This window comes from Solimonas flava DSM 18980 (assembly GCF_000426685.1).
Taxonomy (GTDB): domain Bacteria; phylum Pseudomonadota; class Gammaproteobacteria; order Nevskiales; family Nevskiaceae; genus Solimonas; species Solimonas flava.
This window is the reverse complement of sequence record NZ_AUFV01000002.1, coordinates 348,964-371,318: the sequence shown is the minus strand read 5'-3', so window position 1 is coordinate 371,318 and position 22,355 is coordinate 348,964. Positions and strand designations below refer to the sequence as shown.

Below are 22,355 nucleotides of genomic sequence, written 5' to 3'. Positions count from 1 at the left end.
GACTTGGCTGCGGACGCCTGCGCCGCGCGTGACACAGTGTCACGTCGTCGTGACGGTTTGCGACGGACGCAGGCGACGCAGCCGCGACTGCGGCGCCGGATGAGTGTCGCAGCAGGCGCCGAGCCAGCGATCGGTGACGATCGCCGCCGCCTCGCCGTAAAGCGCGCACAGAGCCGCATGCAGCGGCGCGGCGCCGACCTGCGCGACCGCGAAGGCGTCGGCCTCGTGCTCGAAGCGGCGCTGCTGCGCCGCGAGCACGCCGCGCGCGACGAAACCCAGCACCGGCAGCAGCGCGAGCGTCGCCGGCGGCCAGGTCCCGAGGCCGGCCGCGGCGAGCATCGCCACGAGCGGAACCGCGAGCAGCGCCAGCATCACGCGACGACGGCGATGATGGTGCAGCCGCCCATGTGCCAGCTCGTGCGCGACGACTGCCCGCAAGCCGTCGCGATCGAGCGCGTCGAGCAGGCCCTGCCAGAGAAAGACCTCGGTGCCACCGCGCGCCGGCAAGGCGCGCGCATTGCGGCGATCGCCGCCGTCGTCGATGGCGACGAAGCGCGCGCCGGCACAGCCGCAGCGCTGCGCCAGCGCGTCGAGCATCGCCGCGGTCTCCGCCGGCAACGCGCGCCGGTGCGCGGCGCCGGGCCGCAGCGGCCCGCGTTCCGGGACACCGAACAGCCATCGCGGCAGCCCCCACTGCACGAGCGCGAAGCCCGCGAGGGCGAACGCCGCACCCGCCCAGGGCCGCCATCCCGGCCCGTACAGCGAGGCTGGCGCCAGCCAGGCCAGCGCCGCACCGCTGGCCATTAAAGCCTCGGCCCGCCAGCGCTGCGCGCGCCGCCGGTAGGTCGCCACGAGCGCTGTTGCGCGCGCGGTCTGCGCGCGCAACAGGCGCGACTCGCGCGCATGCAGCGGCAGGGCGACGAGCATCGGCAGCAGCGCACAGATCAGCAGAGCAAGGGTCATCGCGGACGATTGCGCTCCGGACATGAAAACACGTGAGAACGCGGCGAGCTTACGGCAACGCGGGCGGACATCGAATTGCTGCCGAGCGTTTCGCGGCACGGCCGCGGTCCGGCCGGATCGCCGCGCCGCGCGCCGGCGTCGCGTGATCCGCGTCGGCGGCGCCGTGCGAAGCCGGGATCGGCGGGGCGCCCGGGCGCGGGCGCGCCGGCGCCATCTCGGAGACGGGCTTGTCGCGAACCGCATGAGAAGAGCGGGAACGGGCATCGCAGATGCCATCGCCGACCGCGCCGGAACGGCGCGGGGCTGGTGCCGAAGGTGGGACTCGAACCCACACGCTTTTCAGGGCGGCGGATTTTGAGTCCGCTGCGTCTACCGATTCCGCCACTTCGGCGCGGCCGGCGATTATAGGGGCGTCGCGGCGCCACGACCAATGCGCGGACCGTCGCAATCGATCGCCGGCGCCGCAAATAGGCGAGCCCCAGGGGGACTGGGGCTCGGGGGGTGACCGTCCGGCATCTTCAGGGGTGACCCCGGACGGCTGGGTCGAGCGCGCGAAGCGTCGATCCGGTATCGATACTAGGCCCGCGCCGGCCGCTGCGCCGTCACCGACGCGCACCGAATTGTTTCACTCGGTAACTTGCGCCCGCGAACGGCGCCCGGAAACACGAAAGCGGCCCGCAGGCCGCTTTCGCGCATCACCGCCGCGACAACTTCAGATCTTGAAGTCGAGCCGCACGCCGGCGTGGTAGCCGTAGGTGCGCGCTTCACGCTCGGCGTAGAACACCGTGCCGCCGCCGCCGATGCGGACGTCCGGCCAGCGGCTGTCCGGGTTCACGTAGACCGGCACTTCGAGATTCAGGCCGAAGCTCAGCGAGTCGAAGTCGACCTTGCCGTTGCTGTTTTCGAGGCGCAGATGCGAATAGCCGATCGGCGCCGACACTTCGAGGAAGCGGAACAGATTGCCCGTCGGCACGACGTAGAGGCCGTACATCTGGCTGGTCTCGACCTTGCCCGCGGACTTGCCATCCTCGTTCTTGATGCCGAACTGCGCTTCGATACCGATCGACGGCAGCAGACGCGTGCCGACGCGCAGGCGGTAGAAGTCGGAATCGAAGTCGTCGCCGCCGAGCGAGTTCTTGAGGCTGTCCTTCGACAGCGAGGTGCTCAGCGCCGCGTAGTCGATGCCGCCGTAGACGTAGAGCGATTCGCGGCGCGGTGCGCTGGCGGTCTCGTCGCTGCCGCTGTCTTCGGACGCCGAGGTTTCGACCGCTTCGCTGCCCGTTTCGCTGCCCGTCGCCTCGGCGCCGGCAGCGCCGCTGTCGGTCGCGAGCGGATCGGCGACGGCTTCGGCCGGCGCGGCTTCGACCGGCGCGCTTTCGTCAGCCGGCGCAGCCGATTCCTGCGCATAAGCCGGGACGATGAAACCTGCGGCCAGCAGCGCAGCGCCGACAGGCCAATAACGACGATAATTCATGAGCTATCCCCTTCCCATTCCATGGCCCGGCTTTTCGCCGGTTCGTTTGAATTGCGCCCGGAATGTTCGTCGATTTCCCCCCTCAAATCCAGTAAAGCGGCGGCCCGTCGCCCTGGGCATGCAGGATGCCCGAGCCCCGGCGCGCGCCCGCGCTACGCAGAGCGGACGAGCGCAATCGGCCGGCGCATTCTCTATAGTGCGGGCTTCATCCGCTGACCTTCCCCATGTACGCCGAGACCCGCTACTGCAACGCCTGCGGCCACGAAATCGAGTTCCGCGTGCCGGACGGCGATCACCTGCCGCGGCACGTCTGCCCGAACTGCGGACACATCCAGTACCGCAACCCGAAGGTCATCGTCGGCGTCATTCCGGAGAATGCGGACGGCCGCGTGCTGATGTGCCGGCGCAACATCGAGCCGCGGCTCGGCCTGTGGACTTTCCCGGCCGGCTTCATGGAACTCGGCGAGACCAGCGGTCAGGGCGCCGCACGCGAGGCGCTGGAGGAAGCGCAGGCCGACGTCGAGATCGATGACCTGCTGATGGTCATCAACGTCCCGTACGTCAGTCAGGTCTACATGATCCATCGCGGCACGCTGCGCACCGAACACTACGGCCCGACTTTCGAGAGCTCCGAGGTGCGGCTGATGCGCGAGGACGAGATCCCCTGGGACGACATCGCCTTCCCGACGATCTGGCACAGCCTCAAGCAGTTCTTCGCGGACCGTCGCGCCGGCGCCTATGCGACGCACAGCCTCGACCTCGCCTACCGCCCCAAGCCGCCGCAGCGCGCCGAAGTCGCCGGCGACGATCCGCTGACGCCCTGAGCGCAGCGGGCACGACGCGCGCTCCGCCCCCAGAACGGGTATCCCCGTATAGGGAGCGGACAGCCCGGTTCCCGACCGCCAAGCTTGGCGCCGCCCGATCTGCGGGCCTACGTCACCGGGGACCTCGATGCCATACACGATTACTTCCGGCCGGCCGCTGCGCTCGGCCGGCTTCGCCCTCACGCTGCTGGCCGGCACGCTGCTCGGTGCCTGCGGTGGCGACGACAACGGCAATGGCGGCGGTGGCGCCGCCGACGTCGGCACCGCCGATCTCAGCGCCGCCGGCACCAAGGCCCAGGTCGGCACCTTCGCACAAATGATCCAGGCGCTCGGCGCACTCGATGCGCTGGAGGCGCCGGCACCGGCGACGGTACGCGTGCGCCCGCTCGCCAAAGCCGCGCGCGTGCCCGCCAAGTCCAGCGAAGCCTGCCCCGACGGCGGCACCATCGCGTCGAGCGGCCCGACCAGCAAGAACGTCGGCTCGCCGTTCACCAACCAGGCGATGTCGGTAAGCGGCTCGCAGGCCAGCGACTGCCGCTACCACGAGACCTACAGCGAGGACGGCACCAACGTCGATCTGACGCTGCTCGTCAACGGCAGCCTCGAGGGTGGCAGCGTCGAGGACGCCGGCCAGTACGTCGAGTACACGCGCGTCGGCAGCAGCTCGCAGCCGTTCAGCTTCGACTACAGGATCAAGACCAGCAGCTCGCAGCAGGGGTACAGCATCAGCGCCGATCTCGATCTGGGCATTGGCGTCGACTACCGCGACGACTATCGCGAAGGCGCCAGCGACAACGAAGACCGCTTCGCGCTGGCGATGGACGGCGACTACACAGCCCGCGCGTCCGCCAACGGCCAGAGCGGCAGCAACAGCGGCGACTTCACGTACTACATCGGCACGCACGATGCGCCGTTCACGGCGAAGTCCGACGCCGACGGCACCGTGATCGCCGGCCAGTACGGCTTTCGCATGACCGGTGTGCAGGCGCAGACCTGCCCGAGCGGCGCCGTCGACGTCGCCACCGAAACGCCGCTCGTCGACAGCGACGGCCAGATCGCCAGCCCGTTCGCCGGCGGCAAGCTGACGTTCGCCAGTGGCGGCAAGACCGCGAAGGTGACGTTCAACGCCGACGGCACCGTCACGGTCGACGGCTCGGACGGACAGAGCGAGACCTTCGACTACGCGCAGGCGCTCGCCGCCGCGGCGCCCTGCGCCGGCTACGGCCTCGCCGGCCTGTACCTCGCCGCCGGCCTCGGCGCGCGCTGACGACGGCGGCGGAACGGGGGACGCCTCCCCCGTTCTGCCGACGTCACGCCACGGCAATGGTTTAAACTATGCGCCCCGTAGAACCGACCGCTTCAAGCCGCGAGCGCATCATGACCTTCGTCGTTACCGAGAACTGCATCAAGTGCAAGTACACCGACTGCGTGGAAGTCTGCCCGGTCGACTGCTTCCATGAAGGCCCGAACTTTCTCGTGATCGATCCCGAAGAGTGTATCGACTGCACGCTGTGCGAGCCGGAGTGCCCGGCCAACGCGATCTTCGCGGAAGACGATCTGCCGGCGGATCAGGCCGACTTCAAGGCGCTCAATGCCGATCTCGCCAAGAAATGGCCGGTCATCACCGAGAAGAAGGACATGGCGCCGGATGCCAAGGAATGGGACGGCAAGCCGGGTAAGCGCGACCTGCTCGAAACCTGAGCACCGCTCGCGCGGTGCCCGAAGCGCGGCAGGCCGAGCAGCCTGCCGCGCTTTTCTTTTGCCCGCCGCCCCGCCAGACGCGGCGCGCGCCGGCGCCGTTCAGACCTCGATCGGCTGCCAGCGCAGCGCCGGCTCGTCGAGCAGCGGCAGGTACAGCGCCGCGCGCACCGGCTGCGGTCCGTGGCGACGCAGCAGGTCGGCGTAGGTCTGCAGCTGGCGCTGATAGCGGCGCCGTTCCTCGGCGACGAAGGCGTCGAGTTCGCCGCCCTCGTGGCGGCTGGTCTTGAAGTCGACGATCCAGCGCACGCCGTCGGCGTCGATGAAGCTGCGGTCGATCACGAAACGCTGCGCGCGGCCGTCGAGCCAGGCCGTCAGCGCCCATTCGCTGCGCGCCTCGCGATGGGCCGGATCGAACAGCCAGCGCCCGCGCGGATCGTCGAGCAGCGCCTGCAGCGCACGCTGCACGAGCTGCGCCGCGCCGCCCAGGCTCGCCGCCGGCACGCCGGCCTCGGCCAGCTCCTGCGGCAGACCGTGCGCGAGCGCCGCCAGCCGCACCGCGTCCCATTGCGCCAGATCGCCCATGGCGAGCCGCTCGGCCCAGCGGTGGAAGACGACGCCGATCAGGCGCGCAACTTCACCGGCCCATTCGAAGGCCGGCGTCAGCGCCGGCACCGGCGCTTCAGCGGCGGACAGCGACCAGGCCGGCAACGGCGGCGCCTGCCAACCGGCGACGAGGCGGCGCAGCGGCGGCGGCGGCGCGGCCCCGAGGGCGTCGAACGTGGCCGCTGCGGCCGGCGCCGGTGGCGGTGCGCCGGCGGCCGCAGCGACGTAATCGGCGGCGACGGCCGGCCACAGCCGCGCCAGCAGGCTGCTCGGCGGCGGCGCCTTGGGCGCGCCGTCGGCATCGCGCGCGACGCTGCCGAGCAGATGCAGGCGGCGCCGCGCGCGCGTCGCCGCGACATACAGCAAGCGCCCGTCCTCGTGCAGCTGCTTGTCGGCGGCCAGGCTGCGGATATAGGCGTAGGTCGCATCGCTCTCGTCGCCGCGCGCGTGGATCGGCGCGAGCACCAGCTGCGCGCGTCCGTCGGCGTCGATGCGGCGATCGAAGACGATCGGCGGCGGCGTATCGCTGCGCGTCGTGCGGCCGAGGCCGGGCACGATCACGGTGTCGAACTCCAGGCCCTTGGACTTGTGGATCGTCATCAGGCTCAGGCGCCCGTCGGCGAGCGGATCGGGCGTCGCCTTGAGATTGGCGAGCGCCAGATCGAGCGCGTCGAGATCCGCCAGCGCCGGTCCCTGCGCGAGCGTTTCGAGCCGCGCGAAGAACTGCTGCGCATCGTTGAGATCGCGCGTCTCGCGCACCGCGGCCGGACCGCCGAGGGCGAGCCAGACGCCCTCGACCCAGCGCCGCAGGGGCTTGCGTCCCTGCTGCGCGAGCGCCGCCTCGAGCACGTCGAGCGCGCGGGCCAGCCGGCCGCGACCATCGGCGCCGAGCCGCGCAAGGCGCTGCGGATCGCGCAGCGCCGTCAGCAGCGGCTGACGCGGCGGCACGCCGTCGGCGAGCGCATGAAGATCGGCGAGGCGCAGGCCGCACCACGGCGCGCGCAGGATCGCCAGCCAGGCGACGCGATCCATCGGCAGCAGCAGCGCGCGCGTCAGGGCGCGCAGGTCTTCGATCACCGCACGGCTGGCGAGACTTTCGAGATCGACCGCCTGGTAGCGCAGCCCGGCCGCACGCAGCGCCGGCATCAGCTCGTCGAGATGCGTGCGGCTGCGCACCAGCACGGCGATGCTGCCGTCGGCGTCGGTGGCGCGCGCCTCGCGCACCAGCTCGACGATGCGGCGTGCTTCGCTGCGCGCGTCGTCCTCGCCCGATGGCCCGGCGAACTGCGGATGGACGACGACCGCCGGGCCCACCTCGGCCGCGCGCGTCGCAGTCGCCGCGCTGTACGGCACGGCGCTGCGCCCGACGTCCTCGCGCGGCGGCAGCACCTGCGCGAACGCGGCGTTGACCCAGTCGACGATGCCGGCGCGCGAGCGGAAATTGCATTGCAGGCGCAGCGCCTCCAGCGGCAGCGCGGCGACGCCGTCGCGGCGCGCGCGCAGGTACAGGCCGACGTCGGCTTCGCGAAAACGGTAAATGCTCTGCATCGGATCGCCGACCACGAACAGCGTGCGGCCGTCGCCGTCCTGCCAGCCGGCGGTGAGCCGCGTCAGCAGGCGGTATTGCGTCGCCGAGGTGTCCTGGAATTCGTCGACCAGCAGATGATGGATGCGGTAATCGAAGGCCAGCGCCAGATCGGTCGGGGCTTCGTCGCTGCCGAGCGCGGCGACCGCCTGCGCGGCGACTTCGGCGAAATCGACTGCGCCATGCGCCGCGAACACGACACGCAGCTGCGCGGCAGCGAGCTTGAGCACGTCGAGCAGCGCCTGCAGTACCTCCCACTGCGCATCGTCGTAGGCCGGCGCCGGCAGGTTGCGCAAACGCTGCAGCAGGTCGAGCAGGCCGTCCTGCGCGGCGAGATCGGCGATCAGCTGCAGGTGCGCGTCGCGCGGCGGGCCGAGCTGCTCCTTCTCGGCCTTGCTCTTGCCGGCGGGGAAACCACAGCGCGCGTCGATCTTCTGCCGCCAGTCGCCATCCTTCTTCAGCACCAGCTCGACCAGCGCGAGCCAGCGCGGCAGCTGTGCCGGCGCGACCGGCGGCCATGTGCCGTCGCGCAGCGCGTGCAGCGCCAGCTCCGGCTGCGCGGCGTAGAGCTGCGATGAGGCGTGCGCGGCGGAGGCCAGCCAGATCTCGCGCTGTGGCGCGGCGATCGCCGCGTCGGCCGCGCCGAGCGCGGCGCGGACGATCGCCTCCAGCGCGGCTTCGAGTTCGACGCGTGCGGCGCGGCCGCCCTCGGTCGCGAAGTGCAGCCACTGGTCGCGACGGCCGAGCAGCGCGACCAGCTGTTCCTCGAGCAGGACGGTGCGGTTGTCGAAATGGCGCAGCACGCGCGCCAGCGGTTCGCGATACGGCGTCTCGGCCTCGAGCATCGCCAGCGTCGCGCGCGCCGCCTCGCGGTACAGCGGCTCGGCTTCGGCGGCGATCTGCACGCGGCCGCCGAAGCCGGCGGTCAGCGGCATCTGCTGCGTGATGTGCATGCACAGCGCGTCGATCGTCATCACCCGCAGGCGCTGCGGATTGTCCTCCAGCCGCCAGCCGCGCTGCCGCGAGCGTTCGAGTGCGGCGCGCGCCAGCCGCCAGGTCTGCGCGCGATGCGCGTCGTCCGGCTCGGTCATCGTCGCCGCGTCGCGGATCGCGCGGAACACGCGCGCGCGCATTTCCGCGGCAGCCTTGCGCGTGAAGGTGATCGCGACGATCTCCTCCGGCTCGTCGACGCCGGCCAGCAGCACCAGCAGGCGCTGCGTCAGCAGCTCGGTCTTGCCGGAGCCGGCCGGCGCCTGGACGATGAAGCTGGTCTGCGGGTCGAGCGCGCGGGCGCGCGCGGCAGCGTCGATCACGCTCATCGCGTCGCCCCCCGCAGCGCCTGCGCGCGCGTCAGCGTCGCGCCCTGCCCCTCTTGATGGCGGCCGCTCATGTCGCGACCTCCTCGCCCTCGTCGAGCGAGACGTCCTCGCGGATGCGGCACAGCGCATGCAGGCCGCAGTCGCGGCAGCTCTGGCGTGGATGCTTGGGCGCGACCGCCGCCCAGCCGTCGCGGATCTCCCGGGCGAGCGTCGCAAGCTCCCCGCGCCACTGGCCGTGCAGCGCCGCCCAGCTCGCCGCCTCGCGCGTCGCCGGATCGGCGGCATAGTCGGCGATGCCCGGCGCGAAGCGCTCGTCGCAGCCGATGCCCTGCAGACCGATGTCGCCGGCGGCAAGGCGCGCGAAAGCCAGCGCACCGATGTCGGCTTCGGTCAGCGCATAGAGCAGCAGCTGCGGGTCCTCGGGCCGGCCGTCGGCCCACGGCGGCGTCTTGCGCGCGCCGGTCTTGTAGTCGAGCACGATGCGCCGGCCGTGCGCGTCGACGTCGACGCGGTCCGGCCGCAGGCGCAGGCGCAAGCCTTCGAATTCGGTCGTGGCTTCGGCGGCGACGCCCTCGCCGGCCTCGCCGTCGAGCGCGCGATTCTCGACGCTGAGCACGCGAAACGGCGCGCGCGCGCGCTCGACGTCGAGCCAGGCCCGGATCAGCGCCGTCAGGCGCTGCGACTCCAGCGCGCGCAGCACCGGCCGCAGGCGCTGCGGCGCGCGGCGCTGCAGCTCATCGAGCGCCGCCTCGACGGCGCTCGCGACCTGGGTGCCGGCGCTCGCGTCGTCGAGCGCGAGCAACGCACGCTGCTCGCGCCAGTCGCTCCACAGGTGTTCGAGCACGCGGTGCACGAGCACGCCGCGATCGATCGCGGTGATGCCGTAGCCGGCCGCCTCGAGCGGTCGCGCGCCGAGCCGATGCACGGCATAGCCGCGAAACGGACAGCGCGCCTGATCGCCGAGTACGCGGGTGCCGCCGCCGAGCACCGCGCCGTCGGCCGGCGGCGGCGCATGCGCGTCGTCGAGCGTCTCGATGCGCGCCGCCGCGGCGCTGTCGCGCCAGGCCTGCGGCAGCGCGTCCACCGCCAGCATCTCGGCGGGTAACGCCAGCTCGCTCAGCAGCGGACTCGGCGCGCGCTCGCGACCGTCGCCGCTGCGTGCGTAGCTCAGGACCAGCTCGCCGCTGCGGCGGCGCCAGCCGTCGAACTGCGCCTGCGCGTAGGCCAGCTCGCGCTGCGCCGAGGCGTGCGGCAAGCCGTGCCGGCGCTGCAGACGGTGCGGAATGAACGGATGCGGCCGGCTCGCCGCCGGCCAACGCTCGTCGTCGACGCCGCAGACCCACAGCGCGGCGAACGTCAGGCCCTGCGCTTCCAGCACCCCCATCACGAGCAGACGGACGTCGCCGGCCTGGGGCTGGAACAGCGTGCGCTCGGCCAGCTCGCGCAGCGCCGACACCGCCGCCGACAGCGGAATGCGGCCGAGCACGCGATCGAGCGCGGCGAACTGCAGCAGCACCTCGCGCCAGCGCGACAGCATCTGGAATTCCTCGCTGTCGACCGCACGCGTACCGGGCCAGCGTGCGGCGGCGAGCGCGGCGGTGAACAGCTCCGCCCACTCGCCCGGCGTCTGGCGACGCGGCGGCAGGGCGGCGGCGTACGCGCGCCAGTCCTCGCGCAGCGGCGCCGGCGCCAGCGCCAGCAACGTCGCCAGCTCGGCGTCGAGCCAGCCTTCGGCGGCGAGCGTCGCGTCGAACGCGGCGCGCTGCAGGCGCGCGGCCTCATCGCCCCAGTAGGGAGATGCGAACAGCGCGCCGCGCGTCGCCGCGTCGCAGCCGAGCGCGGCGAACTGCAGCAGCTGCAACGCCGTCTGCACCGGACCGCATGCCGACAGCGGCACGCCGAGCGTGAGGTCGTACGGACGCGCCACGCTGTGCGCACCGGGCGCGTCGAGCGGCGGGCACAGCTGCTCGTCGAAGATGCGCTGCACGGCGGCGCGGCGCGCGCCGAGATCGGGCACGACGACGGCGACGCGGCGAGGCGGCTCGGCCTGCAGCTGGGTCCGCGCCCAGGCCGCGGCGGCGCGCAGCTCCAGTTCCTCGTCGGCGGCCGCAACCAGACGCGGCGTCAGCGGCGCGCCCGCGTCGGCCAGCCGTGACAGCGTCGCGCCACGCGCCGCGAGCGCCGCCAGCCAGTCGTCGAGGCGCGGCGTGGTCTCCTCGAAACCGGCCAGCACGATCGCCTCCGGCACGGCGAGCACGCCATCGCGGACGCATCCGAGCAGCGCGCGGTCGAACAGCGCGGCGTCGATCACGCCGAGCCGATCGAGGCGCCGGCGATACGACTGCGCCCAGCCGTTGAAGCGCTCGACGTCAGCGAAGCCGCCGGCCTCCAGTGGCAGCGGCAGGCGGTACTCGTGGCACAGCGCCCAGGCTTCCGCGGCCAGCGCGGCGGCATCGCCGGCGCGCAGCAGGGGCAAGGGCTCGCGGCTTTCGTCGATGCACAGGCGCCACAGCACGCGCGCCTCGGCGGCGGCGATGCACGGCGGCAGCGCCGCGTCGGCCAGCGCCAGCGCCGGCCGCGCCTGCGTGTACAGGTGCTCGACGAAGGCGTCGAAGCTGAGGATCTGCGGCGTGTCCCAGACCGCAAAGCCGGCGGCGACGCGCCAGCGCGCGTGGGCTTCGTGCAGCGCCTGCGCCTGGCGGTGACTGGCGCAGACCAGCACGGCCGCCGGCGGCGCGGCCGCGGCGAGGCGGGCGTGCAGCTCGTCCGCCGGACAGGCAGCGAGAGAGTCGAGCATCGGCAGGATCGGCATCGTCGGACTGGCGCGCAGTATGCCGGGCGCGAGGCTCGTATTCCGAGCCCGGACGCACCGCGCAACGGCAGCGGCGGAAGGAATGGTCGGGGCGACTGGATTCGAACCAGCGACCCTCTGCTCCCAAAGCAGATGCGCTACCAGACTGCGCTACGCCCCGACGGGACTGCGGACGCATCGCGGCGAGGATGGTGGGTCGTGCTGGATTCGAACCAGCGACCAACTGGTTAAAAGCCAGCTGCTCTACCGACTGAGCTAACGACCCGGCGACCGTCGATACGTCATGAGGGCGCGCATGATAAACGAATGGCGCTCTAGCCGCGATAAGGCGTCGGGTCCGGCACGCCGGCCTCGGCGAAGCCGGCGGCGCGCAGGCGGCAGGAATCGCAGCGGCCGCAGGCGCGGCCCTGCTCGTCGGCCTGATAGCAGGACACGGTCAGCCCGTAGTCGACGCCGAGCCGCGCGCCTTCGCGAATGATGTCGGCCTTGCTCATCGTCAGCAGCGGCGCATGGATCTTGAAGCGCGCGCCTTCGACGCCCGCCTTGGTCGCGACATTGGCGAGCGCCTCGAAGGCCTCGATGAACGCCGGCCGGCAGTCCGGGTAACCGGAATAGTCGACGGCGTTGACGCCGATGAACAGATCCCGGGCGCCGAGCACCTCGGCCCAGCCGAGCGCCAGCGACAGGAACAGCGTGTTGCGCGCCGGCACGTAGGTGACCGGAATGCCGTCGACCGGCGCTTCCGGCACGGCGATGTTGCGATCGGTCAGCGCCGAACCGCCGACCGCGTCGAGGTTGACCTGCATCTGCTGCAGGCGTGCGGCACCGAGCGCGGCGGCGACGCGTTGCGCGGCGGCCAGTTCGGCGACGTGGCGCTGGCCGTACGACACGGCGAGCGCGTAGCACTCATAGCCCTGGCTGCGGGCGAGCGCCAGTACGGTCGTCGAGTCGAGGCCTCCGGACAGCAGGATGACGGCTTTCTTTTTCATGCGCGATACCAGGGATTCAGCACGCGACCGGCTTTCGGCCGCGCGAACGAAAGCGAAAAGGATACGCCGTGCGGGCGTGGCGCCCGGCGTCCGCAACCGGGGCAGCAAGATGCGCACCAGATGCGGCGCTAGCGGCCCGGCGCGTTACCCCACAGCACCTTGTGCAACTGCATCTGGAAGCGGACCGGCAAGCGGTCGGCGACAATCCAGTCGGCGAGCTGCGTGGCGTCGAGCTGACCCTGGCTCGGCGAGAACAGCACCGCACAGCGTTCGGCGAGGCCGTGCTCGGCGACGCAGGCCCTGGCCCATTCGTAGTCCTCGCGGCCGCAGAGCACGAACTTGATCTCGTCGTGCGGCTGCAGCAGCGCCAGGTTCTCCCAGCGGTTGCGCGCCACTTCCGCGGAGCCCGGCGTCTTGATGTCGAGTACGCGGATCACACGCGGGTCGACGCCGGAGATGTCGATCGCGCCGCTGGTCTCCAGCGAGACGCGATGGCCGGCGTCGCACAGGCGTGCCAGCAATGGCAGTGCGTTCTTCTGCGCCAGCGGCTCGCCGCCGGTCACGCAGACATGGCGCGCGCCGAGGCGCTGCACTTCGTCGACGATCGCATCGAGGCTCATCCATTGGCCGCCGTGGAACGCATAGGCGGTGTCGCAGTACTGGCAGCGCAGCGGACAGCCGGTCAGGCGCACGAAGACCGTCGGCCAGCCAACCGACGAGGATTCGCCCTGCAGCGAAAGGAAGATCTCGGTGATCTTGAGACGAGGCGGCGTGGCCGGCGACGGCGTGAGGTCCAACGCAGCTCCCGCAGCCCGCTTACTTCTTGGCCGGCTCGAGGCGCTGCTGGGCCAGACGGGCGGCGTTCGAGTTCGGGTAGGTCTTGATCACGCGCTGCAGCGTGGCGCGGCCCTGCGCATCCTGCCCGAGGTCCATCTGCACGAGACCGGACTTGAGCAGCGCGTCGGCGCTCTTGCCGCTCTGCGGAAAGCGCTGGCCGACGGCCTGGAAGGCCGCGAGCGCCGACTTGTAGTCGCGCTTCACGTAATAGGCTTCGCCGCTCCAGTAGAGCGCATTGTCCGCGTAGCGGCCCTGCGGCCACTTTTCGAGCTGGGCGCGGAAGCCCTTGAGCGCGTCGTCGTACTTGCCGTTCTTGAGCTGGTCGAAGGCGGCGAGATAGGCCGCTTCCTCGTCCGGCGAGGGCGCGCTGCCCTGCGAAAGCGTGGTCGCAGCCGACGCCGTGACAGCAGGCGGCGGCGTGGCGACGGGAATGCTGGTGCTGCCCGCGGCAGCGCTGGCCGGTGCCGTGACCGGCGCGGTCGCCGGCGCCGGCATCGTCGACGGCAGTGCCGGCGTCACGCCCGCCTCGCCACCGACGGCCGCTGCGGCAGCGCCACCTGCCTCCAGACGCGCGACGCGCGCCTCGAGATCACGGCTGCGCTGCTGCGACTGGTCGAAATCGTAACGCAGCTTCTCGACGTCGCCGCGCAGTGAGCGCACGTCGTCGCGAAGATGCTGGTTCTGCTCGTCGGCGCCCGCGAGGTTGGCCGCGTCGAGCCGCCGCTGCAGCACGGCGACGCGGCCTTCCACCGCCTGCAGGCGCCGCTCCTCCGGAGACAGCACGTCATTGCCGCCCGAAACCCTGCCGCCATAGTCGGACGCGCAGGCCGCGAGGCTCGCAACGATCGCGATGAGGGCAAGTCGGGATTGGCGCATGAAGGCTGCTCCGGAGGTGGCGGCGGGTCAGGTCTGCCGTAACGGCTTACTGACGGATGATCTGCGCGCGACGGTTCTGCGACCAGGCCGATTCGTCGTGGCCTTCGGCAACCGGGCGCTCTTCACCGTAGCTGATCACCGAGATCTGCGCCGAGGTCACGCCCTGGGCGGTCAGCGCGTCCTTGACGGCATTGGCACGGCGCTCGCCGAGGCCGATGTTGTACTCGCGGGTGCCGCGCTCGTCGGTGTGGCCTTCGATGCGGACCTTGGCGACCGGGTTGGCGGTCAGGTACTTGGCGTACGCGCCGACGACCGAAGCGTATTCCGGCTTGATCGCGCTGGAATCGTAGTCGAAGTACACGAGGTTGTTGCTGAGGGCGCGTTCCGCGGCGGTACGGGCATCTTCGTCGCCGAGCTGATTGCCGGTGCCGGAGGTGTCGCTGTAGGCCGAGCTGGGCGTCGACGGCGGGGGCGTGCTCGCGGTCTTGTCGCCCTTGGAGGCGCAGGCACCGAGCGTGAGCATGGAAGCAACGGTCAGCGACAACAGCAATTTATTCTTGATCATCTTGAACTCCTACTACGGAGAACAACTTGGGTCGGGTGTTGAGAGAGGGATTTTGAACAGCTAACGCATCAAGGGGGACCACGAAGGCTCCTGGACGTCGCCACCGGCCTGCCTCATCGTCAGACGCACGCGTCCGTCGACTGACACGGTTTCGAGTTGTCGCCCTCGGGGACCTTGCGACGAATAGATTATCACGGCGCCACCCGGAGCGAACGACGGACCTTCGTCAAGAGGACCGCTGCTGAGGTAGCGCACAGCGCCGCTTGCTAGATCCTGAACGGCGATACGCTGACCGCCATCTGTCGTCACGTACAGGATCGACTTGCCGTCCGGCGAATAGCTCGGACGCGAGTTCTGCGAACCCTGAAACGTGAGCCGCCGCGGCTCGCCGCCATTGGCGCTCATCTCGTAGACCTGCGGCTTGCCGCCGCGGTCCGAGGTGAAGAGGATCTTGCTGCCGTCCGGCGACCAGGCCGGCTCGGTATCGATCGCGTAGTGATCGGTCAGGCGCTTGCGCTGCTTGGTCGCCAGGTCCATCACGTAAATATCCGGATTGATCTCGAACGACAGCACGAACGCCAGCTTGGTACCGTCCGGCGACCACGCCGGCGAACCGTTGATGCCCTTCTCGCTGATCAGCTTCTGCACGCGGCCGGTTTCGGTCGAATAGAGGTAGATCGCCGAACGGCCGCGCTCGTAGCCGACCAGCGCGATCTGCTTGCGGTCCGGCGACCAGGCCGGCGACATGATGGTCTCGCGCGAGTTGATCGGGTACTGCGGGTTCTCGCCGTCGGAGTCGGCGATCACCAGCTGGTAGGTGCGCTGGAAGCCGAGCCCCTTGGCCGCCACGTAGGCGATCTTGGTATTGAAGTAGCCCGGGATGCCGAGCAGCTGCTCGTAAATCTTGTCGGCAATCCAGTGCGCGGCGTAGCGCGCCTGCGAGGCGCTCTTGATCGGATAGTCGTAGGCGATGACCTGCTTGCCGGACAACGAGTCGAGCAGGAAGAAGCGCACGACAAAGCCGCCCTTGCCATCGTCCCAGACCTTGCCGATGACGACGTTGTCGAAGCCCTGCGCGCGCCACGGCGCAGCGTCGAACGACGCCAGCTCGCTCGGACGCTGGCGCATTTCGGCGCGCGGCATGGTGCGGAAGCGGCCGCTGCGCGCCAGATCGTTGTCGATGACCTGAGCGAGATCGGTCGGCAGGCCCGGCACCTGCGCGAACGGCACAATGGCGATCGGCAGCGCGCCGATGTCGCCGCCGGTGACGGTAATTTCGAGCTGAGCCCGGGCCGGTGCCGCCGCCAGTGCGCAGACGACGACGAGCAGGGCCAGGATGCGTTGATAGACGTTCATAGACGCTGAAGGATGAGACGGGAGAATGAGCCCACGATGAACGGCACCTGACTCACTGGCAACCGCTCGCCGACGGGCAGAAGTTGATCGTCACGTTCGGCACGAAAGCGCGCGGATCGGGCGGCAGCGGCATCGGGCTGGCCTTGAGCACCGCGGCCTCGACCGAGCGGTCGAGCGGCGCGCTGCCGCAGCTCGAGACCACGCGCGCATTCTGCACCTCGCCGTTGGTCGCCAGCTGCATCGCCACCACGCAGCGGAAGCTGTCCGGCGACGCCGGCGGACGGATCCAGAACTTGCGGATGCGCGCGGCCATCACCTGCCCCCAGTCGGCCTGCGCCTGCTGGATGCGGCCCTGGACCTCGGCGGCCATCGCCGCCTCCATTTCTTCCTTGCGGCGCTTGGCCTCGGCCGCCTCGCGCTCGCGCTTCTGGCGCTCGAGTTCCTGACGCTCGGCTTCGGCCTGGCGCTTGAGCTCGGCCTCGGCCTCCTTGCGGCGCTGCTCTTCCTGGCGCTTCTGCTCGGCCTCTTCCTGCTTCTTGCGCAGCTCGTCCTGACGCTGCTTCTCGGCCTCGGCCTTCTTCTGCAGCTGATCCTGACGCTTGCGCTCGGCCTCGGCCTTGAGCTCGGCTTCCTTCTGCTTGCGCTGCTCGGCTTCGACGCGCTTGCGCTCTTCGTCCTGCTGCGCCTTCTTCTGCCGTTCGACGTCGGCCTGCTTGGCCTTTTCCTGCTCCTGCTGGCGCGCGAGGGCCTGCTGCTGGCGCGCCTGTTCCTGCTGCTGCTCGAGCGCTTCCTGCTGCTTCTGCTGCTCAAGCTGGCGCTGCCGCTCGATCTCCTGCTGGCGACGGACCTGCTCGGCGCGCGCCTCGCGCGGGTCCTGGGCGATCAGCACCGCCTCGATCGGCGGCGGTGCCTGGATCTTGCGATGGAAGATCGCGCCGACGAACAGCAGTGCGAAGAGGACGAGGTGCAGCGCGAAGGCCGCAATCAGATAGCGACGCTCGAAGATCATTAGGGCCGCTTGCGGGGAGTCGCCTCGTCGGCGGATTCAGTGACGAAACCGATCTTGGTGGCGCCGGCGCTGCGCAGGATCGCCATGCCGCGCGCGACGTACTCGTACGGCACCTTCTTGTCGCCGTTGACCAGTACCATCTGGTCCGGCTTGGCTGCCATCAGCTCCTGCACCTTGGCGCCGAGCGCCGATTCGTCGAGCACCTCGCCGTTCAGCTTGTAGCGGCCGTCGGCGAGGATCTGCAACGTTGGCGGGTCCTCCGGCACCGTCATCGACTCGGCGTTGGCGTCCGGCAGGTCGACATCGATGCCCTGCGTCATCAGCGGCGCGGTCACCATGAAAATGATCAGCAGCACCAGCATCACGTCGATGTACGGCACGACGTTGATCTCGGCGTTCATGCGCCGTTTCTTGCCGCCGCGACCCTGCACCGGCGCACCCATCTCAGTGCTTCCCGCTGCGCAGGCCGCGCTCGATGATGCCGGTCAGCTCGTCGGCGAATACCTGGAAGCGGGTGTCGAGCTTCTCGACGCCGCGCGTGAAGAAGTTGTAGGCGATGACCGCCGGGATCGCCGCGAACAGGCCCATCGCGGTGGCGATCAGCGCCTCGGCGATGCCCGGCGCGACGGTGGCGAGCGAAGCCTGCTTGACGTTACCGATCGAGATGAAGGCGCTCATGATGCCCCACACCGTGCCGAACAGGCCGACGTAGGGGCTGGTCGAGCCGATCGTGGCCAGCGTCGCCAGTCCGCCTTCGAGCTTCTCCAGTTCGCGGGTCTGCGTCACGCGCATCTGCCGCTGCACGGCGGCCAGGACGTCGTCCGGATCGGCCCGCCCGGTCGTCTGCTGGCGGACGAATTCCTCGTAGCCCGCCTTGAAGATCGCCGCCGTGCCGCGCGTATCCTCGTCGCGGCGCACCGATTCGTAGAGATCGGCGAGATTGCCGCCGCTCCAGAAGCGCTCTTCGAACTGGCTGGCTTCCTTGACGGTGCGCGACAGCAGCGCGCGCTTGCCGAGGATCACCGCCCAGGACAGCACCGAGGCGATGACGAGCAGCAGCAGCACGATCTGCGCGAGCGCGCTGGCCTGCAGGATCAGGTGAGTCAGCGAAAGATTGGCATTCATGGAAAGCGTATGGCCTGGAAAGCGGATACGGAAAATAGCGGGCGAACCTTAACATTCCCCGTCTGGCAGATCATGTCATCCAATGCCGTTGGGCTGGATTTGCGCGGCGTCGCGCCAGCGCGCGATCGCCTGCTCCAGCGGCTCCGGCAGCGGCGCCGGCCGGAAGTCGGCGCTGCCGACGCAGCCGATGCGCACACGGGCGCGCGCCAGCAGGGTCGGCTCGCCGGCCCGGAACAGGGTCTGCTCGAAGACGATGCTGGCGCGGCGGATCTGCTGGACCTCGGTGCGGATCTCCAGCGCGTCGTCGAGCCGCGCCGGCGCGCGGAAGTCGATCTCCAGATTGGCGACCGTGAAGGCGATGCCGAGATCGCGCATCAGCCGCTCCTGGCCGAGGCCGAGCGCGCGCAGCCATTCGGTGCGGGCGCGCTCGAAGAAGCGCAGGTAGTTGGCGTGGTAGACCACGCCGCTGGCGTCGGTGTCCTCGTAGTAGACCCGTAGCGGCAGGACGAAGCGGCTCATTCGGCGAACAGGTCCGGCGTGCCGAGCCGATCCGGCATCTTCAGTCCGTAGTGCTGGTACGCCAGCTTGCCGGCAATGCGGCCGCGCGGCGTGCGCATCAGATAACCCTGCTGGATCAGGTAGGGCTCGATGACGTCCTCGATCGTGTCGCGCGCCTCGCCGATCGCCGCGGCGAGGTTGTCGACGCCGGCCGGCCCGCCGTCGAAACGCTCGATCAGGGCCATCAGGAGCTTGCGATCCATGAGATCGAACCCCTGGCTGTCGACCGCCAGCAGCTGCATCGCCTCGCCGGCGAGCGCCGCGGTGATGCGGCCGTCGCCGCGCACCTCGGCGTAATCACGGGCACGGCGCAGCAGGCGATTGGCGATGCGCGGCGTGCCACGCGAGCGACGCGCAATCTCGCCGGCGCCTTCGGCGTCGATCGGCGCACCGAGGATGCCGGCCGAGCGCAGGACGATGTGCGTCAGATCGGGCACCGAATAGAATTCGAGGCGCTGCACGAGGCCGAAGCGGTCGCGCAGCGGACTGGTCAGGCTGCCGGCGCGCGTGGTGGCGCCGACCAGCGTGAACGGCGGCAGGTCGAGGCGGATCGAGCGCGCCGCCGGCCCCTCGCCGATGACGATGTCGAGCTGGTAGTCCTCCATCGCCGGATACAGCACTTCCTCGACGATCGGCGACAGGCGATGGATTTCGTCGACGAACAGCAGATCGCGCGGCTCCAGATTGGTCAGCAGCGCGGCGAGATCGCCCGGCCGCTCCAGCACCGGACCGGAGGTCTGGCGCAGATGGACACCCATTTCCTCGGCGAGGATGTGCGCGAGCGTGGTCTTGCCGAGGCCCGGCGGACCGAAGATCAGCACGTGGTCGAGCGCGTCGCCACGGCGGCGGGCCGCCTCGATGGCGATGCCCATCTGTTCGCGAACCGCCGGCTGGCCGACGTAGTCGGCGAGCCGGTGCGGACGGATCGCACGCTCGACGCGCTCCTCGTCGCCGCCGGCTTTCGCCGAGACGATGCGTTCCTCGCTCACCTGCAAAACCTCGCAGCATCCTTGCGAGGAACGCAGCAACGAACCGATCCAGCGACACGGCCGGATCGGGACGCGCAGCCGGGTTGCTTCGTCGGCCGAAGGCCGCCTCGCAATGACGGGATGCGCACGCTCATTTCACGGCGCGCTTGAGCGCTTCCTGGATGATCTGCTCGGTCGTCATGCCGTCCTTATACACGGCTTCGGTGAAGCGCTGGATCTCGGCCGGCTTGTAGCCGAGCGCGGCGAGCGCGCTCTTGGCCTCACCGAGCGCCGAGGCATCGGCAGCCAGCTTGATGCCCGTGCCGCTTTCGCCTTCGGCGCCAGCCTTGTCGCGCATCTCGACGACCAGACGCTCCGCGGTCTTGCGGCCGACGCCGGGCAGCTTGGTGAGCCGCGCGACGTCGCCGGCACGCACCGTGTTCCAGAAATCCTCGACGCTGACGCCGGACAGCACGGTCAACGCCAGCTTGGGACCGACGCCGGAGATCTTGATCAGCTCGCGGAACAGGTTCTTCTCGGTACTGCTCGCGAAGCCGAACAGCAGGTGCGCGTCCTCGCGCACCGTCAGATGCGTCTGCAGGCTGACGGTCTCGCCGAGCGGCGGCAGCTTGTAGAAGGTCGACATCGGCGCTTCGATCTCGTAGCCGACGCCGCCGACGTCGACCAGCAGCAGCGGCGGCTGCTTGAGTACGAGCTTGCCGGTGATGCGCCCGATCATGCGCGGCTCCAGCTGCGGCTGCGCGCGCCGACGACGACACCGGTGCGCTCGCGCACGCCGCGCACCTGCGCGTGCGTCAGCGCGATCGCCAGCGCATCGGAAGCGTCGACCGCCATGCGGCCCTGCAGGTTCAGCAGCACTTTCACCATGTGTTGGACCTGCAGTTTCTCGGCGCGGCCGCTGCCGGTCAGCGCCTGCTTGACCTGGGCGGGCGCGTATTCGGCGATGTCGAGCCCGACCTGCGCCAGCGCGCAGAGCGCCACGCCGCGCGCCTGCCCGAGCACCAGCGCGGTCTGCACATTCTTGTTGACGAACACTTCCTCGATCGCCGCTTCCGCCGGACCGAACTCGACGAGCAGCGCGGCCAGCTCGCGCTGGATCTGCAGCAGTCGCTGCGGCATCGTGCCGGCGGCGGTACTGATGCGACCGGCCGCGATCATGCGGGCGCGGCCGCGATCCGACTCGATGATGCCGTAGCCCGTATGCCGCGAGCCGGGGTCGATGCCGATGATGCGGATCACGACGCGGGCCCGGCCGGCCAGCCGCGGCGCGAGCGCGGCGCGCGATGCCGCGCCTGCCGTCCCGTCTCCCGCTCAAGTCCGTCGAGCACCCTCGCTCTCCCCGTCGCCTGCGTGGCGGCCCGTCGCCGGGCCCGCCGTGACCGCCCCGGATCAGCCGAGGTCGGCGTTCGAATAGACCTTCTGCACGTCGTCGAGGTCTTCGAGCATGTCGATCAGCTTCTGCACCGACTCGCGCGCGTCGCCGGCGACGTCGACCATGGTGCCCGGACGCAGCGTGACGTCGGCCTGCACCGGCTTGAGACCCTTGGCCTCCAGCGCCTGCTTGACCGCCTCGAAGCTGTCCGTCGCGCAGAGCACTTCGGTCCAGCCATCCTCGCTGAGAACGTCGTCGGCGCCCGCTTCGAGCGCCGCCTCGAGGATCTTCTCCTCGAGCGCGGCATCGCCGCCGGTCTCGAAGAAGATCTGGCCGACGCGCGCGAACATATACGCCACCGCCCCGGACGTGCCGAGATTGCCGCCGTGCTTCGAGAAGGCGTGGCGGACCTCAGCGACGGTGCGGACCGGGTTGTCGGTCATGCAGTCGACGATGATCGCGACGCCGCCCGGGCCGTAGCCTTCGTAGCGGATTTCCTCGAACTGATCGCTGCCGCCCTCGCCGGTGCCGCGCTTGATCGCGCGCTCGGCGGTGTCCTTCGTCATGTTGGCGGCGAACGCCTTGTCGAGGACCAGGCGCAGGCGCGCGTTGGTCTTCGGATCGCCGCCGCCGGCACGCGCGGCGACCGTGATCTCGCGGATGAACTTCGTGAACAGCTTGCCGCGCTTGGCGTCCTCGACACCCTTGCGCGCCGCAATACTCGGACCTCGACCCATATACCCTCGTCTGCCCGGAAACCAGGCGCGATCTTAGAACGTCAGTGCGATGCCGCCATAGAGGCCGGTGTCGAGCGTCACGTCGCGGCCGTGTTCGACGCCGAACTTGACGTTGCGGGCGCCGACATAGACCGCCGCATTGCGGTTCAGCTCGTAGCTCAGCACCACGCCGATGTCACGATAATCGTCGATGTCGCCGAAGCTGACCACGCTCGGCGCGTAGTACGCGTAGCCGCCGAGGCCGAGGCGCTCGTAGCCCGGCAGGCGCGCGTCGAAGCGGAGGCCCGGCGCGATCGCCCCGCCGTTGTCGCCGTCGCCGCCGACATAGACGCCGCGCAGGCCGGCGCCGATGGTGAGATTGAGATCGCGCAGGCCGGCGTCGCCGCTGACCAGGAAGCCCGCGTGCACGGCGTAGCTGTCGTCGCCGTGATCGCGGTGCTGCAGATAGCCGAGGTCGTACTGGCCCTGCGCGCCGCCGATCAGGCGCGACAGCGGACCGGTCAGGCCGAAGCGGAACGAATCGTTCGACAGGCCGAAATCGACCGTCTCGGCCTGTGCGGCACCCGCCGTCAGGACCAGGCCAGCGGCGGAAATGCGGGCAAGCCGGCGAAAGGACTGCGATACCGGGAACATCATGCCGGAGAACTCCTGAAAGTGTGGG

General features: G+C 70.3%; 21 protein-coding genes and 3 tRNA genes. 3 read left to right on the top strand and 21 right to left on the bottom strand.

What is annotated here, in order from left to right; all coding sequences use genetic code 11:
* Positions 1-39: 39 nt before the first annotated feature.
* From K343_RS23225 to K343_RS0104435, 3 genes are all read right to left on the bottom strand, one after another.
* On the bottom strand, positions 40-963 hold the full coding sequence (locus tag K343_RS23225; protein ID WP_028007021.1) for a M48 family metallopeptidase: 924 nt from the start codon (positions 961-963) through the stop codon (positions 40-42).
* A gap of 304 nt (positions 964-1,267) precedes the next feature.
* A tRNA-Leu gene (locus K343_RS0104440) sits at positions 1,268-1,354 on the bottom strand.
* A 321-nt stretch (positions 1,355-1,675) separates the two neighbouring features.
* Positions 1,676-2,437 carry a putative outer membrane beta-barrel protein gene (locus tag K343_RS0104435; protein ID WP_028007020.1) on the bottom strand — a complete coding sequence of 254 codons (762 nt, stop codon included), beginning with the start codon at positions 2,435-2,437 and terminating at the stop codon, positions 1,676-1,678.
* 224 nt (positions 2,438-2,661) lie between these two features.
* Here K343_RS0104435 and K343_RS0104430 point away from each other — a divergent pair, with 224 nt between their 5' ends.
* From K343_RS0104430 to fdxA, 3 genes are all read left to right on the top strand, one after another.
* Positions 2,662-3,261: an NUDIX hydrolase gene (locus K343_RS0104430; RefSeq protein WP_028007019.1), complete on the top strand. Its 600-nt coding sequence runs from the start codon at positions 2,662-2,664 to the stop codon at positions 3,259-3,261.
* Positions 3,262-3,388: 127 nt separating this feature from the next.
* Positions 3,389-4,528: a hypothetical protein gene (locus K343_RS0104425; protein ID WP_028007018.1), complete on the top strand. Its 1,140-nt coding sequence runs from the start codon at positions 3,389-3,391 to the stop codon at positions 4,526-4,528.
* A 110-nt stretch (positions 4,529-4,638) separates the two neighbouring features.
* Positions 4,639-4,962 carry a ferredoxin FdxA gene (gene fdxA / locus K343_RS0104420; protein WP_020649802.1) on the top strand — a complete coding sequence of 108 codons (324 nt, stop codon included), beginning with the start codon at positions 4,639-4,641 and terminating at the stop codon, positions 4,960-4,962.
* Positions 4,963-5,061: 99 nt separating this feature from the next.
* Here the strand turns inward: fdxA and K343_RS0104415 are convergent, their stop codons facing one another.
* From K343_RS0104415 to K343_RS0104330, 18 genes are all read right to left on the bottom strand, one after another.
* The gene (locus K343_RS0104415) at positions 5,062-8,469 is read right to left on the bottom strand and encodes a UvrD-helicase domain-containing protein (RefSeq protein WP_028007017.1); all 3,408 of its coding nucleotides are present in this window, start codon (positions 8,467-8,469) and stop codon (positions 5,062-5,064) included.
* Between the two features lie 67 nt (positions 8,470-8,536).
* Complete coding sequence (locus K343_RS0104410) at positions 8,537-11,266, bottom strand: PD-(D/E)XK nuclease family protein (RefSeq protein WP_161628855.1); 2,730 nt, start codon at positions 11,264-11,266, stop codon at positions 8,537-8,539.
* Between the two features lie 98 nt (positions 11,267-11,364).
* A tRNA-Pro gene (locus K343_RS0104405) sits at positions 11,365-11,441 on the bottom strand.
* Positions 11,442-11,470: 29 nt separating this feature from the next.
* Positions 11,471-11,546, bottom strand: a tRNA-Lys gene (locus K343_RS0104400).
* A 49-nt stretch (positions 11,547-11,595) separates the two neighbouring features.
* The gene (queC, locus tag K343_RS0104395) at positions 11,596-12,270 is read right to left on the bottom strand and encodes a 7-cyano-7-deazaguanine synthase QueC (RefSeq protein ID WP_028007015.1); all 675 of its coding nucleotides are present in this window, start codon (positions 12,268-12,270) and stop codon (positions 11,596-11,598) included.
* Positions 12,271-12,398: 128 nt separating this feature from the next.
* Complete coding sequence (queE, locus tag K343_RS0104390; protein ID WP_028007014.1) at positions 12,399-13,067, bottom strand: 7-carboxy-7-deazaguanine synthase QueE; 669 nt, start codon at positions 13,065-13,067, stop codon at positions 12,399-12,401.
* A gap of 19 nt (positions 13,068-13,086) precedes the next feature.
* Positions 13,087-13,983, bottom strand: a complete 897-nt coding sequence (gene ybgF, locus K343_RS0104385; RefSeq protein WP_084615670.1) for a tol-pal system protein YbgF — start codon at positions 13,981-13,983, stop codon at positions 13,087-13,089.
* 46 nt (positions 13,984-14,029) lie between these two features.
* Entirely contained in the window at positions 14,030-14,548 is a 519-nt protein-coding gene (gene pal / locus K343_RS0104380) for a peptidoglycan-associated lipoprotein Pal (protein WP_028007012.1), read from the bottom strand.
* A 60-nt stretch (positions 14,549-14,608) separates the two neighbouring features.
* Complete coding sequence (tolB, locus tag K343_RS0104375; RefSeq protein ID WP_028007011.1) at positions 14,609-15,904, bottom strand: Tol-Pal system beta propeller repeat protein TolB; 1,296 nt, start codon at positions 15,902-15,904, stop codon at positions 14,609-14,611.
* 52 nt (positions 15,905-15,956) lie between these two features.
* Positions 15,957-16,913 (bottom strand): cell envelope integrity protein TolA, encoded by a 957-nt coding sequence (tolA, locus tag K343_RS20965; protein ID WP_043112115.1) that lies wholly within the window; start codon positions 16,911-16,913, stop codon positions 15,957-15,959.
* A complete protein-coding gene (locus K343_RS0104365; RefSeq protein ID WP_245585118.1) occupies positions 16,913-17,314 on the bottom strand; it encodes an ExbD/TolR family protein in 402 nt (133 codons plus the stop codon). The genes tolA and K343_RS0104365 overlap by 1 nt, the downstream gene beginning before the upstream one ends.
* Positions 17,315-17,357: 43 nt before the next feature.
* Entirely contained in the window at positions 17,358-18,038 is a 681-nt protein-coding gene (tolQ, locus tag K343_RS0104360; protein WP_028007009.1) for a protein TolQ, read from the bottom strand.
* A gap of 75 nt (positions 18,039-18,113) precedes the next feature.
* A complete protein-coding gene (gene ybgC / locus K343_RS0104355) occupies positions 18,114-18,557 on the bottom strand; it encodes a tol-pal system-associated acyl-CoA thioesterase (protein WP_028007008.1) in 444 nt (147 codons plus the stop codon).
* A complete protein-coding gene (gene ruvB, locus K343_RS0104350) occupies positions 18,554-19,585 on the bottom strand; it encodes a Holliday junction branch migration DNA helicase RuvB (protein ID WP_028007007.1) in 1,032 nt (343 codons plus the stop codon). The genes ybgC and ruvB overlap by 4 nt, the downstream gene beginning before the upstream one ends.
* 130 nt (positions 19,586-19,715) lie before the next feature.
* Complete coding sequence (gene ruvA / locus K343_RS0104345) at positions 19,716-20,303, bottom strand: Holliday junction branch migration protein RuvA (protein ID WP_028007006.1); 588 nt, start codon at positions 20,301-20,303, stop codon at positions 19,716-19,718.
* Entirely contained in the window at positions 20,300-20,824 is a 525-nt protein-coding gene (gene ruvC, locus K343_RS20960) for a crossover junction endodeoxyribonuclease RuvC (protein WP_043112114.1), read from the bottom strand. The genes ruvA and ruvC overlap by 4 nt, the downstream gene beginning before the upstream one ends.
* Before the next feature lie 150 nt (positions 20,825-20,974).
* Complete coding sequence (locus tag K343_RS0104335; RefSeq protein ID WP_028007005.1) at positions 20,975-21,694, bottom strand: YebC/PmpR family DNA-binding transcriptional regulator; 720 nt, start codon at positions 21,692-21,694, stop codon at positions 20,975-20,977.
* Between the two features lie 33 nt (positions 21,695-21,727).
* Entirely contained in the window at positions 21,728-22,330 is a 603-nt protein-coding gene (locus tag K343_RS0104330; protein ID WP_028007004.1) for a YfaZ family outer membrane protein, read from the bottom strand.
* Between the last annotated feature and the right edge of the window lie 25 nt (positions 22,331-22,355).